Genomic DNA, 18308 nt, shown 5'->3' on the forward strand with positions numbered 1-18308 from the left:
ATCAGGTGTCCTGGAGGACGTCGTCGGCCGCAACGAGTCGCTCGACGGTGAGCAGGACCCTGGCAGGCCGGTCGAAGTGGTTGCGTACCTCGCGCACGCAGTGCGGCGGGATCGCCATGGCGTCACCCGCGGTGAGCTCATGGGCCTCGCCGTCCACGACGATCACCACGGTGCCCCGCACGACGACGTAATGTTCGACGCCGATCGGCTCGTCGCGGTGGTGGTGCGCTCCCTCGCTGGTGCCGGGCGGGAACTCCCAGTCCAGAACGTAGAAGGGAGCGCCCTGGGTCGTCGCCAGCGGCCGGAGCGCGGTCACTCCGACACCGCCGTGGGCCGCACTGACCTCGCGGACGGCGCCCGGCGCCATGTCGACGGTCGGACGCCGAGTGCTGTTTGACATGGGCGGCGCCCCTTCCATGCCTTCGTGGCGTCGAGGAGAACCTCACCGCCCGTTCATGTGCACGCAGCATGGCAGCCACGCCTGTGGCGTGCATGCGACGCATGTAGAACCGTCACCGTGATCGACGCAACGGACGTAGCTGGACCGCTCGCCCATGCCGCCCCGGCCCGTTCCCGTGGTGTACGGCCTGTGGCTTCGACGCCCCCGCAACGCATGTAGCACCGCGCCCCCGCGCGAAGCGACGATCGTACATGGACCATCATTCGCGGGGCTGCCTAGCATCGGCCTCTTCTCCCGATCTCTCCCGTCGAGCGAAGGCAGGCACCGTTGTGAGTTCGCAGTACATGGACATGACCGCCGCCGCAGCGGAGTCCTCCTCATGGGACCGGCTTGATCCGTCGGATCCGGTCGTGGTGATCGGAGCGGGGATCGTAGGCGTGTCCGCCGCCTATCACCTGTTGCGATCGGGCGCCCGCGACGTCACGGTCGTCGACCGGAACGAACCGGGCGGGGGAACCACCGCGGCCGGGGCCGGTTTCGTCGCCCTCTGGGCCGCCGGAATGGGGGATTTCGGGGCAGCGGGTCTCGCGCTCGAACAGTACTCGCTGGACTTCTACCGTCGACTGCACGAGGAGGGTCACGAGATCAGCTACCGCAACGACGGGAACCTGGTCCTCGCCGTGACCCGCGAGCGGTACGAGCAGTATGTGCAGGTGCTCGTGGATCATCCGTTCGCCTCACCGGGGACGCGCGCGATCAGCGCGGCCGAGGTAGCCGAGCGGACCGGTGTGGTCGACGCGTCGGCGGTCGCCGGTGGTGTTCTCATGCCCAGCGGGATCCAGCTGGAGACCGGGCAGGCGGTGACCGCCGTGGCCGGGCTCGTCGAAACGATGGGCGGCCGGGTGCTGACCGATGCCACGGTCGAGGGCCTGGTCAGGGACGGGGAACAGGTGACCGCCGTACGGACCACCGCCGGCGACCTCCCCGCCGCCGCGGTGGTCGTCGCGGCCGGTGCCTGGACCAACCGAATCCTCGCCCATCTGGACGTCCGGCTGCCGCTGCTGCCCTTCGTGGCGACCAGGATCGTGACCGAGGTCTGCGGGGTCCCGGATTCCATGCCGACTATCCAGTGCCGTGAATTCCCCCTGTGGCTGCGGGAGAGCGGTGGGGGTCTCACCTTCGGTACCTCGGCGGGATACCGGGCCGCGTTCCAGCTGGCCCCTCCGGGCGGGTCGCTGCCCTTCGGCCGGCCGCGCAAGCCGGAGCTGTTCGACGCGGTCCGCGCCCATTCCCATGTGCTGGACCGGGTGTTCCCGGGCATCTCCGAGCTTCCGGTCAAGTCCTGGCTCCAGGGGATGCCGGTCTACACGCCGGACGGCCAACTGGTGATCGGGCGCGTGCCCGGCTGTCCCAACGCGATCGTCCTGGGCGGTGACAACGAGACCGGCGTCTCGCACGGCCCCGCCATGGGCCGCGCGGGAGCCCAGCTGGTACGCGGTGACACCTCCTTCACCGATCTCGCCTCCTTCCGCCCTGACCGGTTCGACCCGGCCGAGTTCCCCGACGACACATCCATGTACGAGCACCTGGAGGGAGTCGTGTGGAAGACCCGTCCGTGGCCGCCGGCCGAGGCCGAACCCACGACGCGCTGAAGAAGGGCCTCCGGCACGTCCATCGTGCCGGAGGCCCTTCCATGGTGCTGCCGTGCTGGTCAGCCGCCCTACGCGGTCGCCTTCACGTCGTAGATCCAGCCGCCGTTGACGACGTCGTAGAAGTCGATGTCCTTCTTCACGAAGCCGTACCCCTCCCGGAGGGCGAACGCCGTGTTCTCGGTGAACAGCGGGACGTAGGGTACCTGGTCGGCGACCTCCGACAGGATCGTCCGGGTCGCCGCCCATCGGCTCGCCGCCGTCCCCGCCGTGTTGACGGTCGGCAGGGCCTGCTCGACCTTGGCCGTCGTCCAGTTGGCGATGTTGATCCTCTGGGGCCCGATGTTGTCCTTGCCGACGAACTGTCCGAGCAGCGAGGCGGGATCCGGAGTCGTGGCGCCGAAGGGTCCGGTGGGGCTCAGCCCGGTGAGCTGGTGCTGGGAGAACTTGGCCGCCCACTCGTTGGGGGTGACGCTCTTCGGGGTGATGGTCACGCCGAGCGGCGCCAGGTTCTGCTGCAGGCTCAGCACCGCGAGCTTCTGCCACGGGATGGCGCTCTGGTACTCCACGGTCGTCGTGAAGCCCTTCGGGGTCGCCGACTTGGCGAGCTCCGCCTTCGCCTTGGCCATGTCGAAGCCGTACTGCGGCAGCCCGTCCACGAACTGCTGCGCCTTCTTCGTGGAACCGGCGACGCCGGCGAGTTCACCCGCGGGGACCAAGGAGTTCAACGGTGTCGCGAAGTCACCGAAGGCCGCCTTCGCAAGGCCCGGCTTGTCGATCGCGTAGGCGACGGCCCGGCGCACGTGGACGTCGTCGAAGGGCGCCTTGCTGGTGTCCAGAGCGATGAAGTCCTGGATGAACGCCGCGGTGGAGTAGACCGTCGCTCCCGGAATGGCGCGCCACTGGCTGCCGCTCTTGAGATTGGTGATCTGACCGCCGTCGATCGATCCGGACCTCAACGCCAGCTGTCGGCTGTTGTCGTCCGTGACGACGGAGAAGACGACCTTGTCGGGTGCCGGCTTCGTGCCCGCGTACGAAGCGTTCCGGCTCAGTGTGATCTTCTGCGCGTCGAACTGGTCGATCTTGTACGGCCCGGTACCGACCGGGGGCGCGTCGGCGTTGCCGAGGTCCTTGGCATGGGCCTTCGCGAACTTGGCCTCCTGCACGAGCGCGGCGATGGCGAGCCCGGCGCGCGCGGTCGGAGCCGCGGAGGGGAGCTTCACGGTGACCTCGGACGGGCCCGTGACACTCACTTTCTTCACTCCGCCCGGGATGGCCGCCAGGCTCTGCGCGGTCGGCGAGACGGCGTGCTCGATGCTCCAGACCACGTCCTCGGGCTTCAGTGGCTGTCCGTCGGAGAACCGGGCGTCGGACCGCAGCTTGTACACGATGGTGGTGGCGTCCGGCTGGGTCACCGAGGCGGCCACAGCCGGGGTGAACGTGCCGTCGCTCGCCACGCGTTCGAGCGGCTCGGTGACCAGCGGGAGCACCGACTGGGCCGTGGAGGCGTAGCTCTTGGCGTAGTCGAGCGAGGGAGGGGCGGCTTCCAGGCCCCAGGTGAACGTCGGTATCACCTTGTCCGTCAGCGCGGCGCCGCCGCTGTCCTTCGTCGCCGTGTTGGTGCATCCGGCGGCCAGCAGGCTCGCGCCGACCGCCACAAGCACCGACAGTGAACGCGTTCCCCTGCGCGGATGGAACTCACCAAGTTTCATCTTGGCTTCCTTGTCTCGTTCTGGTTGCCGCGGTGCCTGTCGCGCCTTCCGGCCTGTCGGCCGACCGCGTTTCGATCTTGACGATGGTGAAAGTGGCGCAACATCGCTCGTCTGCGCGGCGCCGCTGATCGACCGACACGGCCTTTCCGGCCGCCGGTGCGTCTCGAGATCGGGAGACGGTCGCACATTATTGCGACAGGCCACAACAAGAAGTCAACACCATCAACAGAAGTAGGAAAGCGCACTCCAAGTCATGACCCTGGCGTATCAGAAGAGCCTCACAACCACGAGAGACCTCACCTGTTGCGGTCACGTAACGCGTCGATTCCATCCCTTATGAGAGGGCCCTAACATATTGTCAACCAAGTCAACAACTTGTATGGTTCCGGCCATCCTCCGGCTGGACGCGACGACCGGTCTCATCGTGACCGGCACTCCACCGGAGAAGGGAACGTACGTATGACCATCGCTCTCTTCGTCCTCAAACGTCTCGCAGGCGGGCTGCTGATCCTGCTCGTCCTGAGCTTCCTGGTGTTCGGCCTGCTCTCGATCAGCCCCGGTTCCCCGGTCCAGACACTGCTCGGGACCCGGCCCGCGAGTCCGGAGCTGATCGCCGCGCTCAACAGCAAGTACCACCTGGACGCCCCGTTCCTGTCCCAGTACTGGCACTGGCTCGGCGGGATCGTGCGGCTCGACTTCGGCCAGTCGATCTCGGTCCAGACGGACTCCCCAGTGAGCGGCATCATCACCGCCCGCATGGGGCTGTCGGTCGAGCTGGCGCTCTACGCGTTCGTGCTCGTCGTGCTGACGGGCGTCCCCCTGGGCATGGCGGCCGGCATCCGGCGCGGCACCGCGACGGACCGGGGCATCTCCCTCTTCGCCACGGTCGGAGTCAGCGCTCCCGCGTTCGTGATCTCGATCGTCCTGCTCTACGTGTTCGGGGTGACGCTGGGCTGGTTCCCGGTCTACGGCGCAGGCACCGGCTTCACCGACCGGCTCACCCACCTGACCCTCCCGGCACTGGCCCTGGCGACCTTCCTGTCCGCGATCGTCGTCCGGCAGACCCGGGCGGCGACCCTGACGGTCATGCGGCAGGACTACATCACCTTCGCCCGGATCCGGGGCCTGAGCCCCGCGCGCGTGCTCCTCGGGTACGCCCTGCGCAACTCGTCCCTGCCGGTCGTGACCAGCGCCGGGATGCTCATCATCGCCGCGCTGTCCGCCAGCCTCTTCGTCGAGCAGGTCTTCTCCCTGCCGGGCGTGGGCACCCTGCTGCTCACCTCGGTGACCGACAAGGACGTACCGGTGGTCCAGGCCGTGGCCCTGATGCTCGGCGCGTTCGTGATCGTGGTCAACCTGCTGGTCGACCTGCTGGGACTCGCCCTCGACCCGCGCACCCGTACCACCGCGAAGGGAGGTGCGTGATGACGATACTGACCCCGCCCGCGACCGGCACGGAAAGCCGCCGGCACAAGCCCGCCCGGCCGTCGCCGCTCGTGATCGCAGCGTTCGTGGTCGCCGCCGTGATCCTGCTGCTCGTCCTGGTGGGTCCATGGATCACGCCGTACGACCCAAAGGCACAGGACCTGCTGGCCAGCGCCGCCACTCCGGGCAACGGGCACCTGCTCGGCACGGACACGCTGGGCCGCGACATCCTGTCGCTGGTGATCGCCGGCGCCCGGATCGCGGTCGTCGGCCCGGCCCTGGTCGCACTGGGCACCGTGGCACTCGGCGCGACCCTCGGGGTAGTCGCCGGCTATCGCGGCGGAGCGGTCGACGCCACCGTCAACCGGTTCGCCGACCTGATGTACGCCCTTCCCGGTCTGCTGGTCATCATCGTGCTGGTCGGCGTCGCCGGCGGCGGCTACTGGTTCGCCGTCCTGGTACTGACGGTCCTGTCCCTCCCGGCCGAGATCCGGCTGTGCCGCAGTGCCACGCAGGTGCAGGCACGGCTCCCCTACGTCGAGGCGGTGCGCACTCTCGGGCTGCCGTCGCACCGCATCATGCTCCGTCACATCACCCCGAACATCATGCCCACGATCATCGCGACATTCCTGCTGGACTTCGTCGGCGCGCTGATCGGCCTGTCCGGGCTGTCCTACCTGGGACTCGGGGCCCCGCCGGGCACGCCCGACTGGGGTTCGCTGCTGCAGGACGGTCAGAGCCTGCTGTCCGTCAACCCCTGGCTGTCCCTCGCGCCCGGACTGCTGATCATCCTCACCGCGACCAGCGTGACCCTCATAGGAGACTGGATGTACGACCGTTTCGCCGAGCGGGGCGGGCACCGATGAGCGGCGACCGCACCCCTTTGCTGTCCGTCCGGAACCTGTCTGTGTCCACCGCCGGTCACGGGGTCACCCTCGTCCGGGACGTCAGCTTCGCCCTGGAGGCCGGGCAGACGCTCGGCATCGTCGGCGAGTCCGGCAGCGGCAAGACCCTGACCGCCCGCTCCGTCATGGCGGTGCTCCCCGCCGGAGTGCGCGCCGAAGGCGATGTCGTCTTCGACGGAATCCCGCTGCTCGGCCGGAAGGAGCGCGAGTTGCGTCCGCTGCGCGCGAGCCGGATCAGCATGGTGCTCCAGGATCCTTTCACCGCGCTGAACCCGCTGCAGACCATCCGCGAGCACCTGCGCGAATCGCTGCGGCCCGAGGTCCGGCGCGACCGCGCCCTGGCGCGGACGGAGGTCGCGCGTCGTCTCACCGAGGTGGGCCTTGATCCAGACCTGGTCGCGGACCGCTATCCCTTCCAGCTCTCCGGCGGCATGCGGCAGCGCGTCGCGATCGCCGCGGCCATCGCGAGCGACCCCGAACTGTTGATCGCGGACGAGCCGACCACCGCGCTCGACGCGACGACCCAGGACGAGGTCCTCCGCCTGCTGCGCAAGCTGCAGCGCGACCGCGGCATGGCGCTGGTCCTGATCACGCACGACCTGCGGGTCGCCTTCTCCGTGTGCGACCGGGTGATGGTCATGTACGCCGGCTCGGTCATCGAGGACGCGCCGGCGGCCGAACTGGCCCGCGCGCCGGAACACCCCTACACCCTCGGCCTCCTCGTCGCGGAGCCTCCGGTGGCCCACTACGTGGAGCAGCTCACGGCCATCCCAGGAAGCGTGCCGTCCGCCGACGCCGTCGCCGGCCAGTGCTCCTTCGCGAGCCGATGTTCCTGGCAGACCGACATCTGCACGACGGCCCGGCCCACGCTCGTCCCGGCCGGAGTGGACCGGACATCGGCCTGTGTACGCATCGGCGAGATCCGCGGCGAGATCCGCGAGCGCCAGGTGCGGCTGGTCAGCTCCGCCCTGCCGCCGCCCGCGCCGGACGACGGGGCGCTGCTGGTGGTGGAGAACGTCCGCAAGAGCTTCCGGACGACCTCACTGGTCGGGCGGGCACGCGAGACGACCGCCGTGCACGACGCCTCGTTCGAGATCCGGGCCGGCGAATCGCTGGGCCTGGTCGGTGAGACGGGATCCGGGAAGACCACCATCGCCCGCTGCGTGCTCGGGCTCGCGAAACCCGACTCGGGTCGCATCCGTCTGGACGGCGTCGACATCAGTGACTACAGCAAGCTCGGCAGGTCACAGGTCCAGCGGGTCCGGAGCCTGGTGCAGGTGGTCTTCCAGGACCCCTACGCCTCCCTCAACCCGGCGCTGACCATCGGGACCGTGCTGGACGAGGCGATCGCGGTCGGCGCGCCGGGCGACGATCGTCCGCGACAGGCCGGCGACCTGCTCGACATGGTCGGGCTCCCCGCCTCGTACGCGGCCCGTCGGCCGGGCGCCCTCTCCGGCGGTGAACGTCAGCGCGTCGCGATCGCGCGGGCCCTCGCCGTGCGGCCACGCCTGCTGATCTGCGACGAGCCCGTCGCCGCGCTCGACGTGTCCGTCCAGGCACAGGTCCTGGAGCTGCTCCGCGAGATCCGCCGCAGCCTGGGCACGAGCATGCTGTTCATCACCCACGATCTCTCGGTGGTGAGGCAGATGACCGATCGCGCCATCGTGCTGCGCAAGGGGGAGATCGTGGAGAGCGGCGACACGACCACGGTGCTGGACTCGCCGCAACATCCCTACACCGCCCGGCTCGTGGAGTCGGTCCCCGGTAAGGACGGCTCCTGGACGCAGGAGCCTCCCGCGGCGAGCCCCGTGTCCGCGTCCTGAACCCGGGCCGCCGTGGCGGTGGATGCTCAGGCGACCCCCGAGTGCCACGACTCCGTGGCACTTGCGCCGTGTCACCCGCTCTGCGTCGCCGACCTGGTTCGATGCGCTGACGCGAGCCGGGACAGCTTGAGTGCCAGATGGAGTGTCAGGCGATCCAGCCCGTTGCTCAGGGAGAGTCCGGAGACGGATTCGGCCCGCTTGAGACGGTGGTACAGCGTCGTGCGGTGGACGTGCAGTGCCTGGGCGGTGTCGTTGACGTCCCCGGCTCGGTCCAGGAATTCCTCGGCGGTCTCGACCAGCATGGCGTGCGCCGGGTCGCCCAGCAGTTCCTTCAGCCCCGGAAAAGGCAGTTCTGCGGCGAGTTCGTCGAAGTCGATCCGCAGGAGCAGTCCGAACGGACCCAGCGTCGCCCAGGACGCGATCTCGCCGAACACCGGCAGCAGCCGAGCGGCACGCACAGCGGTGACGGCCTCACGGTGACAGTCGACGACCGCCTCCAGTCTGGGGTGACTGACGCTGATGCCCACCGCGCAGCCACCACTCCTGTTCACTGCCTTGGCGACTCGTTCGCGCAGCAGCTCCGCGGCGGCGCGCAGTCTCAGGTCGGTGTGCGGTCGCGCGCCGGCCAGGACCAGGATGGCGCGCCGCTGCTGAACCACGGTGAGCATGGAGCGGGCCGGCATGGTCCGTCGCAGGTGCTCGATCGATGCTTCCATGGCCAGCGTGTCGTCCCCGCCCGGGGGCGTGTCGATCTCCAGGACCAGGACGGCCATATGCCCCGGGTTGGCAAGGATGTCTTCGTTCACCAGGTCCGCGATGGCGTGCCGGCGGTCTTCGCGTTCCGGTGAGATCAGCATCCGCAGCACCGACTCCTCGTGCGAACGCTCCCGTTCACGCAGCAGCATGCGCCGGTAGAGGACGAGCCCGACCGCATCGGCCGCCTCGGCGGTGGCGCGCAGGTCGTCCGCGCCGATCTCCCGCGCGTCGTCGATGAGCCAGAGGTAACCCAGCAGCAGGGTGTTGCAGCGGACCGGGGCACACACGCGGGTGCTGATGCCGAGATCGGGGCAGGGGGCCATGTGCGTCGGCTCGGTCCAGGTGGCGACTCCCTGGGCCATGACCCAGTCGTGGATGTCCTTGGAAACCTCGCGGTCGAGGACGGAGCGGACCCGGACGGCGTCCTCGTCGCCGAAGTGCCGGCTGGCGGCGATCAGCCGGATCGAGGGGTCGTCCACGGCCACCGACCGCCCCAGACGGGCCGCCAGAGTGTCGACGATCGGCTGCACCTCGTCGAAGTGCATGGCAGGGCTCCATTCGAGCGCGGGAGGCGGTGCGGACGAGTGTTGTCCATATCCGACTCAGACGCAACATGCGTTGAACGGAGCCGACCACGCGGGCGGCGCCCATCCCTGGTCAGCCCATGACGGTCCCGGAGCTCGCGCCGTTGCGGGGGCGTTTGCGGGAGAACGCGGCGAGATCGATGAGCTGCTTGGTGTGCCGCGTCAGGAACTGCACCGGAGCGGTGTCGTGGTCGAGGCCGTTCTCCGTCTGCTCGATGATCGCGGCCAGGAACTGACCCACCACAGGCGCGTTCTTGAACTGGTTCCCGCTGGTGCCGATCGCGACGTAGAAGCCCGGCAGATCGGTGCGGTCGTAGATTGGCGTCCAGTCGTCCGCGACGTCGTAGACCCCGACCACGCCCTTCGGCCGGTTGGGCACGCGCAGGCCGGGGAGACGCCGCGCGGCTCTGGTCACCTGAGCGTCGAAGACCTCGGTGGTGGGGTGGGGAGCGGCCGCGTCCGGGTCGTCGAGCCACTGCGGGGGGTCGCATTCGGGTTCGGTGCCGCCGACGAGGAGGCCGTCGCCGGTCTCGCCCCGCAGATAGATGCCGAGGTCCATGTCGGCGACGGCGACACCGAGGGTTCCCGGCTCCTGGTAGCCGGGCGGAGCCGGCACATGGTGGACCTCCTGACGCATCGGACGAAGGCCCACGGTGAAGTCCGCACCCACGCCCGCCAGCGCGTTGACCCTCCCCGACCACGGTCCGGCCGCGTTGACGACCACCGAGGCCGATATCCGCCTGCCGTCCCCGAGACCGACGCCCGCCACCCGGCCGACGGAACGCGCCACGGACACCACCGTGCTGCGCGACAGGACGACGGCTCCGTGTGCGACGGCCGCGTCGGCGAGGTTCTGGGCGGCGAGCTGGGGATCGCTGACGAACCCTCCGTCAGGGGTGAACACCGCGCCCAGGGTGCCCTTCGCGTCGGCCCAGAACCGGTCGTCGTCGAGCCGGGCCGGCGGCCAGTACCGGCCCACGTCGATTCCGCGAACGTGCTCGGCGAGGTCCTTGTCGTCCCATTCCGTGTACGGAACGCCGATGTCCCGGAAGTGCTGGAGGTAGGTACCGCGCGGTGCGATGTCCACGTCGAGCATGGCCAGGCCGGTGCGCCGGAAGCTCACCAGCCCGTCGTGGTCCCTCGTGCCCAGGTGCTCGGCCCAGTTCTCCCACTGGTGCCTGGCCTCCCAGGACGCCGCGACGCCGGCCCGGGTCGAGAAGTTGAACCTCACCACGGCGCTCGACGCGCTCGTGGAGCCGTGTCCGACGCCGCCGGCCTTGTCGACGATCGCGACCGTCCGCCCGGAGCGGGCAAGTTCGAGCGCGATCGCGGAACCGATCACACCGGCGCCGATGACCACCACGTCCACGTTCATGCTCGGCCTCTTCCCCACCTGCGGCGGCTTCGTGACGACACGGAGGTCCGGGCGAGCTGGGGCCGGAACTCCCCACCCGCCTCGGTCCTTGGAGCATCGTCAAGTGCGGCCGGTGGGACATCCATCGTCCGACGAACGTTGTCCGGTATCGACGCGTCGTTTGTAGAACGGCGTGGACACCGGCCTCGGGACTACGCCCGATGGCGTGCGTCGAAGTGCACCGACTGTGCGGTCAGTTTCTCCAACAGGCCGATCAGCGTGGACTGTTCGTCGGGGCTCAGGGACCCCGCCCACGCCTGTTCGCGCGCGTTGTGCTCCCGGAAGGCCCCCGTGACGGCGGCCAATCCCTTTTCCGTCAGGGTCAGATGGACCGCGCGCTTGTCGTGCGGCGCCCGTTCCTTGCTGATCAGCCCGTCCTTCTCCAGCGTCGCGACCAGGGAGGACACGGCCGCGCGGCTCATCCCGGACAGCTCGGCCACCTTCTTGGCCTCCACGGGTCCGGTGAGCCAGACGACGAACAGCACACGAAACCCCGGCCAGGACCAGCCACGCGGCCGGTGGACGCTGGACTCCAGGTCGTAGACGACCATGTTCGCGGCGCGGTGCAGGGTGAGCACCATGCGCATGGCGAGCGGGTCCACGTCCGGCAGTTCACGGGCGGTCCGCTCAATGGCGTGGTCGATGAACGACCAGAAGTGCAGTTGGTCGTTGTCAGGCGGGTCCTGGGGCACGTCCGGAGTCTAGGGGGTTCCCAAGAAGCCCGTCCTGCGGTACGTTCCCGCATTAATCAAAGGTTTTATTACATATCTTGGTCCGCTTATCGCACCATTCACCCCATGTGCTCCGTTCAAGGGAGTCACCCATGCCCGAAACCCTCGCTCCCCCTGATCCCGGCGCCCTGCGCGCCTGCATGTCCCGTTTCGTCACCGGCGTCACCGTCGTGACCTACGAGGGGGACGACGGCCCACGCGGGGCCACCATCAACTCGTTCACCTCGGTCTCGGCCGAGCCCCCGCTGGTGCTGGTCAGCGTCGCCCGCTGGGCACGCTGCCACGACCAGCTGCTCGACCGGCCGTTCTGCGTGAACGTCCTCGGCCGCGAACAGGAGCCGCTGGCACGGCAGTTCGCCGGCACCCCCGATGCCGCCGCACCCCGCTGGGCACCCGGCAGCGGCGTCCCCCGACTGGACAATCCGCTCGCCTGGGCCGAGTGCGTCCCCTGGCGGTCCTACGACGGCGGCGACCACACCCTCGTCCTCGGCCAGGTGATCGCCCTCGGCCACCGCGACGGCGACGCCCTCACCTACGCCTGGAGCCGTTTCGGCAGCGCCGTAGAGTCCGCCGACGGCGTCGAGCACCTCATCTGACCAACCCTCACTTCCCCTTCAGGAGCCCGCACATGGCCGCACGCACCGGCAAGGAATACCTCCAACGGCTCGCCGCCTCCCGTCCCACCGTGCACATCCAGGGCAAGACGCTCACCGGCGGCATCCAGGACCACCCCGCCTTCCGCAATGTGGTGCGCACCTACGCCGAGCTCTACGACCTCCAGCACAGCGACGAGCACCGGGACACCCTCACCTACCCCTCCCCCACCTCCGGCGAGCCCGTCGGCACCTCCTTCCTCACCCCTCGGACCCCGGACGACCTGGTCAGGCGCCGCAAGGCGTTCAAGGTGTGGGCCGATCACAGCAACGGCATGCTGGGCCGCACCGGCGACTACCTGAACAGCTCCCTGATGGCACTCGCCTCGGCCACCGACTGGTTCGCCCAGGCGAACCCGGCCTTCGGCGAGAACATCCGCCGCTACTACGAGAAGGTCCGCGAGGAGGACCTGCTGTGCACCCACACGCTGATCCCTCCGCAGGTCAACCGCGCGGTGTCGGGGAGCCACCAGGCGGGCGGCAAGCTCTCGGCGCGGATCGTCAAGGAGGACGACAACGGGGTCGTGATCCGGGGTGCGCGCATGCTCGCCACCATCGCCCCCTTCGCCGACGAGATGCTGGTGTTCCCTTCGACGGTGCTGCGCGGCACCCCGGAGGACAAGCCGTACTCGTACGCCTTCGCCATCCCCAACGACACCCGCGGCCTGCGCTACATCGCACGCGAACCGCTGGATTACGACCGTCGGCGCCACGACCACCCGCTCGCCTCCCGCTACGAGGAGTCCGACTGCGTCGTGGTCTTCGACGACGTCCATGTGCCCTACGAGCGCTGCTTCGTCCTCGGCGACGCCGACCTGTGCAACGGCTTCTACGCCCGGACAGGCTCCGTGGTCCACATGACCCACCAGGTCGTGACCCGGACGACGGCGAAGACCGAGTACGTCCTCGGCCTGGTGTCGCTGCTGACCGAGGCCATCGGCATCGAGCAGTTCCAGCACGTCCAGGAGGACATCGCCGAAGTCATCACGACGCTGGAGACGCTGCGCGCTTTCCTGCGGGCGGCCGAGGCCGACGCGCAGATCAACGACTACGGCGTCCTCACTCCGGCGTTCGCCCCGCTCAACGCGGCCCGCAACCTCTACCCCAAGCTCTACCAGCGCTTCCCGCAGATCCTGCGCAAGCTCGGCGCCTCCGGTCTGATGGCGACGCCGACCGAGCTCGACGTGCTCGGCCCGGCCGCCGACGACATAGAGGCCTACCTCCAGTCGGCGACACTGACCGGCCCCGAGCGGGTCAAGCTGTTCCGCCTGGTCTGGGACACCTGCATCTCCGCCTTCTCCAGCCGGCAGGCGCTCTACGAATACTACTTCTTCGGCGACCCGGTGCGGATGGCGAGCGCGTACGTCAAGTCGTACGACCGTGAGCCCTACAAAGCCAGGGTCCAGGCGTTTCTGGAGAGCGTCTGATGTCGCACCCGCTGGGGAATCCCCCGTCGAAGGTCGTCGCGGTCCATCTCGGCTACGCCAGCCGCGCCAGGGAGCGGGGGCGGTTCCCGTCCCACCCGTCGTACTTCCTCAAGCCGCCGTCGTCCTTGTCCGGTACGCAGGAGGCGATCGTCCGGCCCGAGGGCTGCGAACTCCTGGGATTCGAGGGCGAGATCGCGCTCGTCATCGGCTCGCGCGCACAGCATGTCCCGCCGGAGGACGGCTGGTCGTACGTCCGCTGGGTGACCGCCGCCAACGACGCGGGCCTGTACGACCTGCGGTACGCCGACCGCGGCTCCAACCTCCGTTCCAAGGGCGGCGACGGTTTCACGCCGATCGGGCCACGCCTGCTGGACGCCCGCCGACTCGACCCAGCCGCACTGCGATTGCGCACCTGGGTCAACAGTGAACTCGTGCAGGACGACACCACGGACACCCTGCTGTTCCCGTTCGGGCAACTGGTCGCCGACCTGTCGCGCCTGATGACGTTGGAGCCCGGGGACGTGATCCTGACCGGGACCCCGGCGGGCGCCTCGGTCGTCGTACCCGGCGACGTGGTCGAAGTCGAGGTGTCCGGCGGCGAGTTGTCCACCGGGCGGCTGCGCAACCCAGTCTCCGCCGGGCCCCCGCTGGAGCCCTTCGGGTCAATGCCCAAGGCCGATCCCACCGAGCGGGAGGCCGCCTACGGTACCGCTCTCCCGCTGCTGGATCCCGCGCTGGAGTCGCGTCTGCGGTCGGTGGCGGCGGCGACGCTGAGCGCACAGATGCGCGCGCGGGGGCTGCCACACATGTCCATCGACGGTGTACTGCCCGTCAGCAGCACGGGCATGGTCGGCGTTGCCCACACTCTCCGCTATCTGCCCCTGCGCGAGGACCTGTTCGAGAAGCACGGCACCGGCATGAACGCCCAGAAACGCGCCGTCGAAGCACTGCGCCCCGGGCACGTGCTGGTGATGGACGCCCGACGCGACCCGACGGCCGGCACCCTCGGCGACATCCTCGCCCTGCGAGCGATGAAGCGAGGGGCGGCCGGGGTCGTCACCGACGGCGCGGTCCGGGACAGCCGGGCGATCGCCGGCCTGGGCCTGCCGGTGTACGCGTCCGGCGCCCACCCGTCCGTCCTCGGCCGCCGCCACATCCCCTGGGACCACGGCGTGCCCATCGCCTGCGGAGGTGCGCTGGTGCAGCCCGGGGACCTGATCGTGGGGGACGCCGACGGCGTGGTCGTCGTACCGCCCGACCTCGCCGAGGAGTTGGTGGCGGACGGCCGGGAGCAGGAGCGCCAGGAGCGGTTCATCACCGAGCAGGTGGCCGCGGGCGAGAGCGTCGACGGCCTGTATCCGCTTGCTCCGGCCTGGCGGGCTATATACGACACCTGGTGCAAGGGAGAGTCAGGGTGAAGTTCCGCAGCGACCCGTCCACCATCCGCGGGTCGATCGCCCCGGTCGTCACGCCGTTCACGGCGGACGGCGCGGTCGACCACGAAAGTCTGCGCGCCCTGATCCGCTTCCAGTTGGAGTCCGGCTCGCACGGCATCTCGCTCGGCGGGTCCACCGGCGAGCCGAGCGCGCAGAGCGTCGTAGAGCGCGTCGCCGGGATGCGCACCGCCGTGGAGGAGATCGGCGACCGGGTGCCCTTCCTGCCCGGCACGGGCTCCCACAAGCTCGACGAGACCCTCGAACTCACCTCTGCGGCACAGGACTTGGGCGCAGACGCCGCGCTCGTCATCACGCCGTACTACGCGCGGCCGACCCAGGAGGCGCTCTATCAGTGGTACGCGACGGTGGCCCGGGAGTTCCCCGACCTGCCGATCGTCGCCTACAACGTGCCCTCCCGCACCGCCGTCGACATCGCACCGGAAACGGTGAGGCGGCTGTTCACCGACTTCGACAACTTCGTCGGGGTGAAGGAAACCACGAAGGACTTCGAGCACTTCTCCCGCGTTCTGCACGCCTGTGGCCGCTCGCTGCTCGTGTGGTCGGGCATCGAGCTGCTGTGCCTGCCGCTGCTGGCGCTCGGCGGGACCGGGTTCGTGTCGGCCGTCGCCAACCTCGCCCCGACCGCGGTGGCGCGTATGTACGAGCTGTGGGAGGCCGGCGACTTCGAGGGCGCCCGTGACCTCCACTACCGGCTCCACCCCTTGGTCGACCTGCTGTTCGTCGAGACGAACCCGGCGCCCGCCAAGTGGGTCCTCTCCCAACAGGGCCGCATTGCCTCGGACTTCGTCCGCCCGCCGCTGGTGTCGCCCACCGAACAGGGACTGACAGAAATCCGCGCGCTGCTCGCCGAGGGCGGCGACCTCACCGCACAGATCGGAGCCATCCGGTGACCACCCCCGACCATCTGCCCTCCGTCATCCGGCACTGGATCGGCGGCGAACTCGTCGACGCGACCGACGGCCGTACCTTCGAGGTTGCCGAGCCGGTGTCCGACACCGTGTACGCGCGGGCGGCACGCGGTTCGGCGACCGACGTGGACCGCGCGGTGGCCGCCGCCCGCGCCGCCTTCCCCGCCTGGTCCCGGCTGTCCAACCGGGCGCGGGCGACCGTCCTGTACCGCGTCGCCGACGCGGTCGAGGCCCGCCACGACCGGCTGGCCGCCTTCGAGTCGTACGACTCCGGTCTGCCGATCACCCAGGCGCAGGGCCAGGCCAGCCGGGCGGCGGAGAACTTCCGTTACTTCGCCGACGTGATCGTGGCGCTCGGCGAGGAGGCGTTCCGGCAGGGCGAGGAGCAGTTCTCGTACGTCGTACGCTCCCCCGTAGGCGTCGCCGGACTGATCACGCCGTGGAACACCCCCTTCATGCTGGAGAGCTGGAAACTGGCACCCGCACTGGCTTCCGGGTGCACCCTCGTGCTCAAGCCGGCCGAGTGGACCCCGCTCTCCGCCTCGCTGTGGCCGGAGATCTTCGCCGAGGCGGGCGTGCCGTCCGGAGCGGTGAACATCGTGCACGGCATTGGGGACGAGGCCGGGCAGGCGCTGGTCGACCATCCGGACGTACCGCTGATCTCCTTCACCGGCTCCACCGACACCGGGCGGCGCATCATCCGGTCCTCGGCCGAGCATCTGAAGACCACCTCCATGGAGCTGGGCGGCAAGTCCCCAGTGGTTGTCTTCGCCGACGCCGATGTCGAAGCCGCCCTGGACTCGGTGGTGTTCGGGGTGTTCTCCCTCAACGGCGAGCGCTGCACGGCCGGTTCACGGGTCCTGGTCGAGCGGCGGCTGTACGACGAGTTCACGCGCCGGCTCGCGGAGCGGGCCGCGAAGGTCCGGGTGGGGCATCCCAGCGACCCGGCGACCGAGGTGGGCGCGCTGGTGCACCCCGAGCACTACGCACGCGTACTCGACTACGTCGAGACCGGCCGGAAGGAGGCTCGACTGGCGGCCGGCGGCACACGTCCCGACCACCTTCCCGAGGGCAACTACCTCCAGCCGACCGTGTTCGCCGACGTCCCGCGCGACGCCCGGATCTTCCAGGAGGAGATCTTCGGCCCCGTCGTCGCCGTCGCCCCCTTCGACGACGAGACGGAGGCGGTCGAGCTCGCCAACGCCACCCGGTACGGGCTCGCGGCGTACGTCTGGACGTCCGACCTCAAGCGCGGCCACCGCATCGCCCACGCCGTCGAGTCCGGCATGGTCTGGATCAACTCGCACAACGTCCGCGACCTGCGCACCCCCTTCGGCGGGGTCAAGGCGTCCGGCGTGGGCCGGGAGGGCGGCGCGCACTCCATCGACTTCTACACCGAGGCCAAGATCGTCCACGTGGCCCTCGGTGATGTCCGCACCCCCCGTTTCGGAGCCGCCTCGTGACCTCCTCCCCCGCACCCGACGTCGTCCGTTCCGCCTACGCCCAGCTCGCCGTCACCGACCTCGACGCGAGCCGCCGGTTCTGGGCCGACCTGCTCGGCTTCCATGTGCAGTACGAGGATGCGGGCGTCCTCTGTCTGCGCGGCACCGACGAACTCACCCACCACTCCCTGGTGTTGCGCCAGGGCGGGATGGCGGCCCTCGACCACCTCTCCTACCGGGTCCGCACCCCCGAGGACGTCGACAGGGCCGAGCGGTTCTTCGCCGGACTCGGGTGTCCCGTCCGCCGTGTGCCGCGCGGGCAGGGCACTCCCGGAGTCGGCGACGCGGTCCGGGTCGTCGACCCGCTCGGCTTCCCCGTGGAGTTCTTCCACGACATCGACCACGCCGAGCGCCTCATCCAGCGCTTCGACCTGCACCGGGGCGCGCAGATCGCCCGCCTGGACCACTTCAACATCTGCACCCCTGACATCCCGAACGCCTACGCCCACTACGAGTCCCTCGGCTTCGGCTGCTCGGAGACCATCGAGGGCGACGAGCACGAGCTGTACGCGGCCTGGATGTACCGCAAGCAGACCGTCCACGACGTCGCCTTCACCGGCGGGGCCGGACCGCGCCTGCACCACGTCGGCGTGGCCACCCACGAGTCGCATCAGGTGCTGCGGATCGCCGATGTCCTCGGTGCGCTGAACGAGCAGCACCACATCGAACGGGGGCCCGGTCGGCACGGCGTCTCGAACGCCTTCTACCTCTACCTCAGGGACCCGGACGGGCACCGCGTCGAGATCTACACCTCCGACTATTACACCGGCGACCCCGACCACGAGACGTACCGCTGGAGCGTCCACGACGACCGCCGCCGCGACTTCTGGGGCAACGCCGTCATCGAGTCCTGGTACAAGGAGGCCAGCCCTGTGCTGGACCTCGACGGCAATCCGCAGCCCGTCTCCGACGCCTTGCTGGACGAGTCGGCCGTGCGGGTCGGTGCTGACGGGCTCGGCTGA

At 69.6% G+C, this 18308-nt stretch carries 15 protein-coding genes; 10 read left to right on the forward strand and 5 right to left on the reverse strand.

Annotation, left to right across the window (positions count from 1 at the left end; genetic code table 11):
* Position 1 precedes the first annotated feature (1 nt).
* Positions 2-400, reverse strand: a complete 399-nt coding sequence (locus ACFYXF_RS04270) for a cupin domain-containing protein (protein WP_389347963.1) — start codon at positions 398-400, stop codon at positions 2-4.
* Between the two features lie 329 nt (positions 401-729).
* Here ACFYXF_RS04270 and ACFYXF_RS04275 point away from each other — a divergent pair, with 329 nt between their 5' ends.
* Positions 730-2052 carry an NAD(P)/FAD-dependent oxidoreductase gene (locus ACFYXF_RS04275; RefSeq protein WP_389347964.1) on the forward strand — a complete coding sequence of 441 codons (1323 nt, stop codon included), beginning with the start codon at positions 730-732 and terminating at the stop codon, positions 2050-2052.
* Between the two features lie 68 nt (positions 2053-2120).
* Here ACFYXF_RS04275 and ACFYXF_RS04280 read toward each other — a convergent pair whose 3' ends face one another.
* The gene (locus ACFYXF_RS04280) at positions 2121-3761 is read right to left on the reverse strand and encodes an ABC transporter substrate-binding protein (protein WP_389347965.1); all 1641 of its coding nucleotides are present in this window, start codon (positions 3759-3761) and stop codon (positions 2121-2123) included.
* Between the two features lie 459 nt (positions 3762-4220).
* On the opposite strand from ACFYXF_RS04280, the gene ACFYXF_RS04285 reads away from it, so the two are divergent.
* The 3 genes from ACFYXF_RS04285 to ACFYXF_RS04295 are packed head-to-tail and all read left to right on the forward strand — an operon-like array spanning position 4221 to position 7914.
* On the forward strand, positions 4221-5186 hold the full coding sequence (locus ACFYXF_RS04285; protein WP_389347966.1) for an ABC transporter permease: 966 nt from the start codon (positions 4221-4223) through the stop codon (positions 5184-5186).
* On the forward strand, positions 5186-6052 hold the full coding sequence (locus tag ACFYXF_RS04290) for an ABC transporter permease (protein ID WP_389347967.1): 867 nt from the start codon (positions 5186-5188) through the stop codon (positions 6050-6052). Before ACFYXF_RS04285 ends, ACFYXF_RS04290 begins: the two co-directional genes overlap by 1 nt.
* 41 nt (positions 6053-6093) lie before the next feature.
* Positions 6094-7914 (forward strand): dipeptide ABC transporter ATP-binding protein, encoded by a 1821-nt coding sequence (locus tag ACFYXF_RS04295; protein ID WP_389347968.1) that lies wholly within the window; start codon positions 6094-6096, stop codon positions 7912-7914.
* A gap of 71 nt (positions 7915-7985) precedes the next feature.
* On the opposite strand, the gene ACFYXF_RS04300 is transcribed toward ACFYXF_RS04295, so the two are convergent.
* From ACFYXF_RS04300 to ACFYXF_RS04310, 3 genes are all read right to left on the reverse strand, one after another.
* Positions 7986-9215 carry a PucR family transcriptional regulator gene (locus tag ACFYXF_RS04300; RefSeq protein ID WP_389347969.1) on the reverse strand — a complete coding sequence of 410 codons (1230 nt, stop codon included), beginning with the start codon at positions 9213-9215 and terminating at the stop codon, positions 7986-7988.
* 112 nt (positions 9216-9327) lie between these two features.
* On the reverse strand, positions 9328-10629 hold the full coding sequence (locus ACFYXF_RS04305) for an NAD(P)/FAD-dependent oxidoreductase (protein ID WP_389347970.1): 1302 nt from the start codon (positions 10627-10629) through the stop codon (positions 9328-9330).
* A 191-nt stretch (positions 10630-10820) separates the two neighbouring features.
* Positions 10821-11360, reverse strand: a complete 540-nt coding sequence (locus ACFYXF_RS04310) for a MarR family winged helix-turn-helix transcriptional regulator (protein WP_389347971.1) — start codon at positions 11358-11360, stop codon at positions 10821-10823.
* A gap of 131 nt (positions 11361-11491) precedes the next feature.
* Between ACFYXF_RS04310 and ACFYXF_RS04315 the strand changes: the two genes are divergently transcribed.
* Genes ACFYXF_RS04315 through hpaD form a run of 6 tightly spaced genes read left to right on the forward strand, consistent with a single transcriptional unit; the run spans position 11492 to position 18308 of the window.
* A complete protein-coding gene (locus ACFYXF_RS04315; RefSeq protein ID WP_389347972.1) occupies positions 11492-11995 on the forward strand; it encodes a flavin reductase family protein in 504 nt (167 codons plus the stop codon).
* A gap of 32 nt (positions 11996-12027) precedes the next feature.
* Positions 12028-13479 carry a 4-hydroxyphenylacetate 3-monooxygenase, oxygenase component gene (hpaB, locus tag ACFYXF_RS04320; RefSeq protein ID WP_389347973.1) on the forward strand — a complete coding sequence of 484 codons (1452 nt, stop codon included), beginning with the start codon at positions 12028-12030 and terminating at the stop codon, positions 13477-13479.
* Positions 13479-14897 carry a fumarylacetoacetate hydrolase family protein gene (locus ACFYXF_RS04325; RefSeq protein ID WP_389347974.1) on the forward strand — a complete coding sequence of 473 codons (1419 nt, stop codon included), beginning with the start codon at positions 13479-13481 and terminating at the stop codon, positions 14895-14897. Before hpaB ends, ACFYXF_RS04325 begins: the two co-directional genes overlap by 1 nt.
* The gene (gene dapA, locus ACFYXF_RS04330) at positions 14894-15826 is read left to right on the forward strand and encodes a 4-hydroxy-tetrahydrodipicolinate synthase (protein ID WP_389347975.1); all 933 of its coding nucleotides are present in this window, start codon (positions 14894-14896) and stop codon (positions 15824-15826) included. Before ACFYXF_RS04325 ends, dapA begins: the two co-directional genes overlap by 4 nt.
* Positions 15823-17307 (forward strand): 5-carboxymethyl-2-hydroxymuconate semialdehyde dehydrogenase, encoded by a 1485-nt coding sequence (hpaE, locus tag ACFYXF_RS04335; RefSeq protein WP_389347976.1) that lies wholly within the window; start codon positions 15823-15825, stop codon positions 17305-17307. Before dapA ends, hpaE begins: the two co-directional genes overlap by 4 nt.
* Positions 17304-18308 (forward strand): 3,4-dihydroxyphenylacetate 2,3-dioxygenase, encoded by a 1005-nt coding sequence (gene hpaD, locus ACFYXF_RS04340; protein ID WP_389347977.1) that lies wholly within the window; start codon positions 17304-17306, stop codon positions 18306-18308. Before hpaE ends, hpaD begins: the two co-directional genes overlap by 4 nt.

Origin of the sequence: Streptomyces sp. NPDC002680, from assembly GCF_042889145.1 — a bacterium.
Taxonomy (GTDB): Bacteria; Actinomycetota; Actinomycetes; order Streptomycetales; family Streptomycetaceae; genus Streptomyces; species Streptomyces adonidis.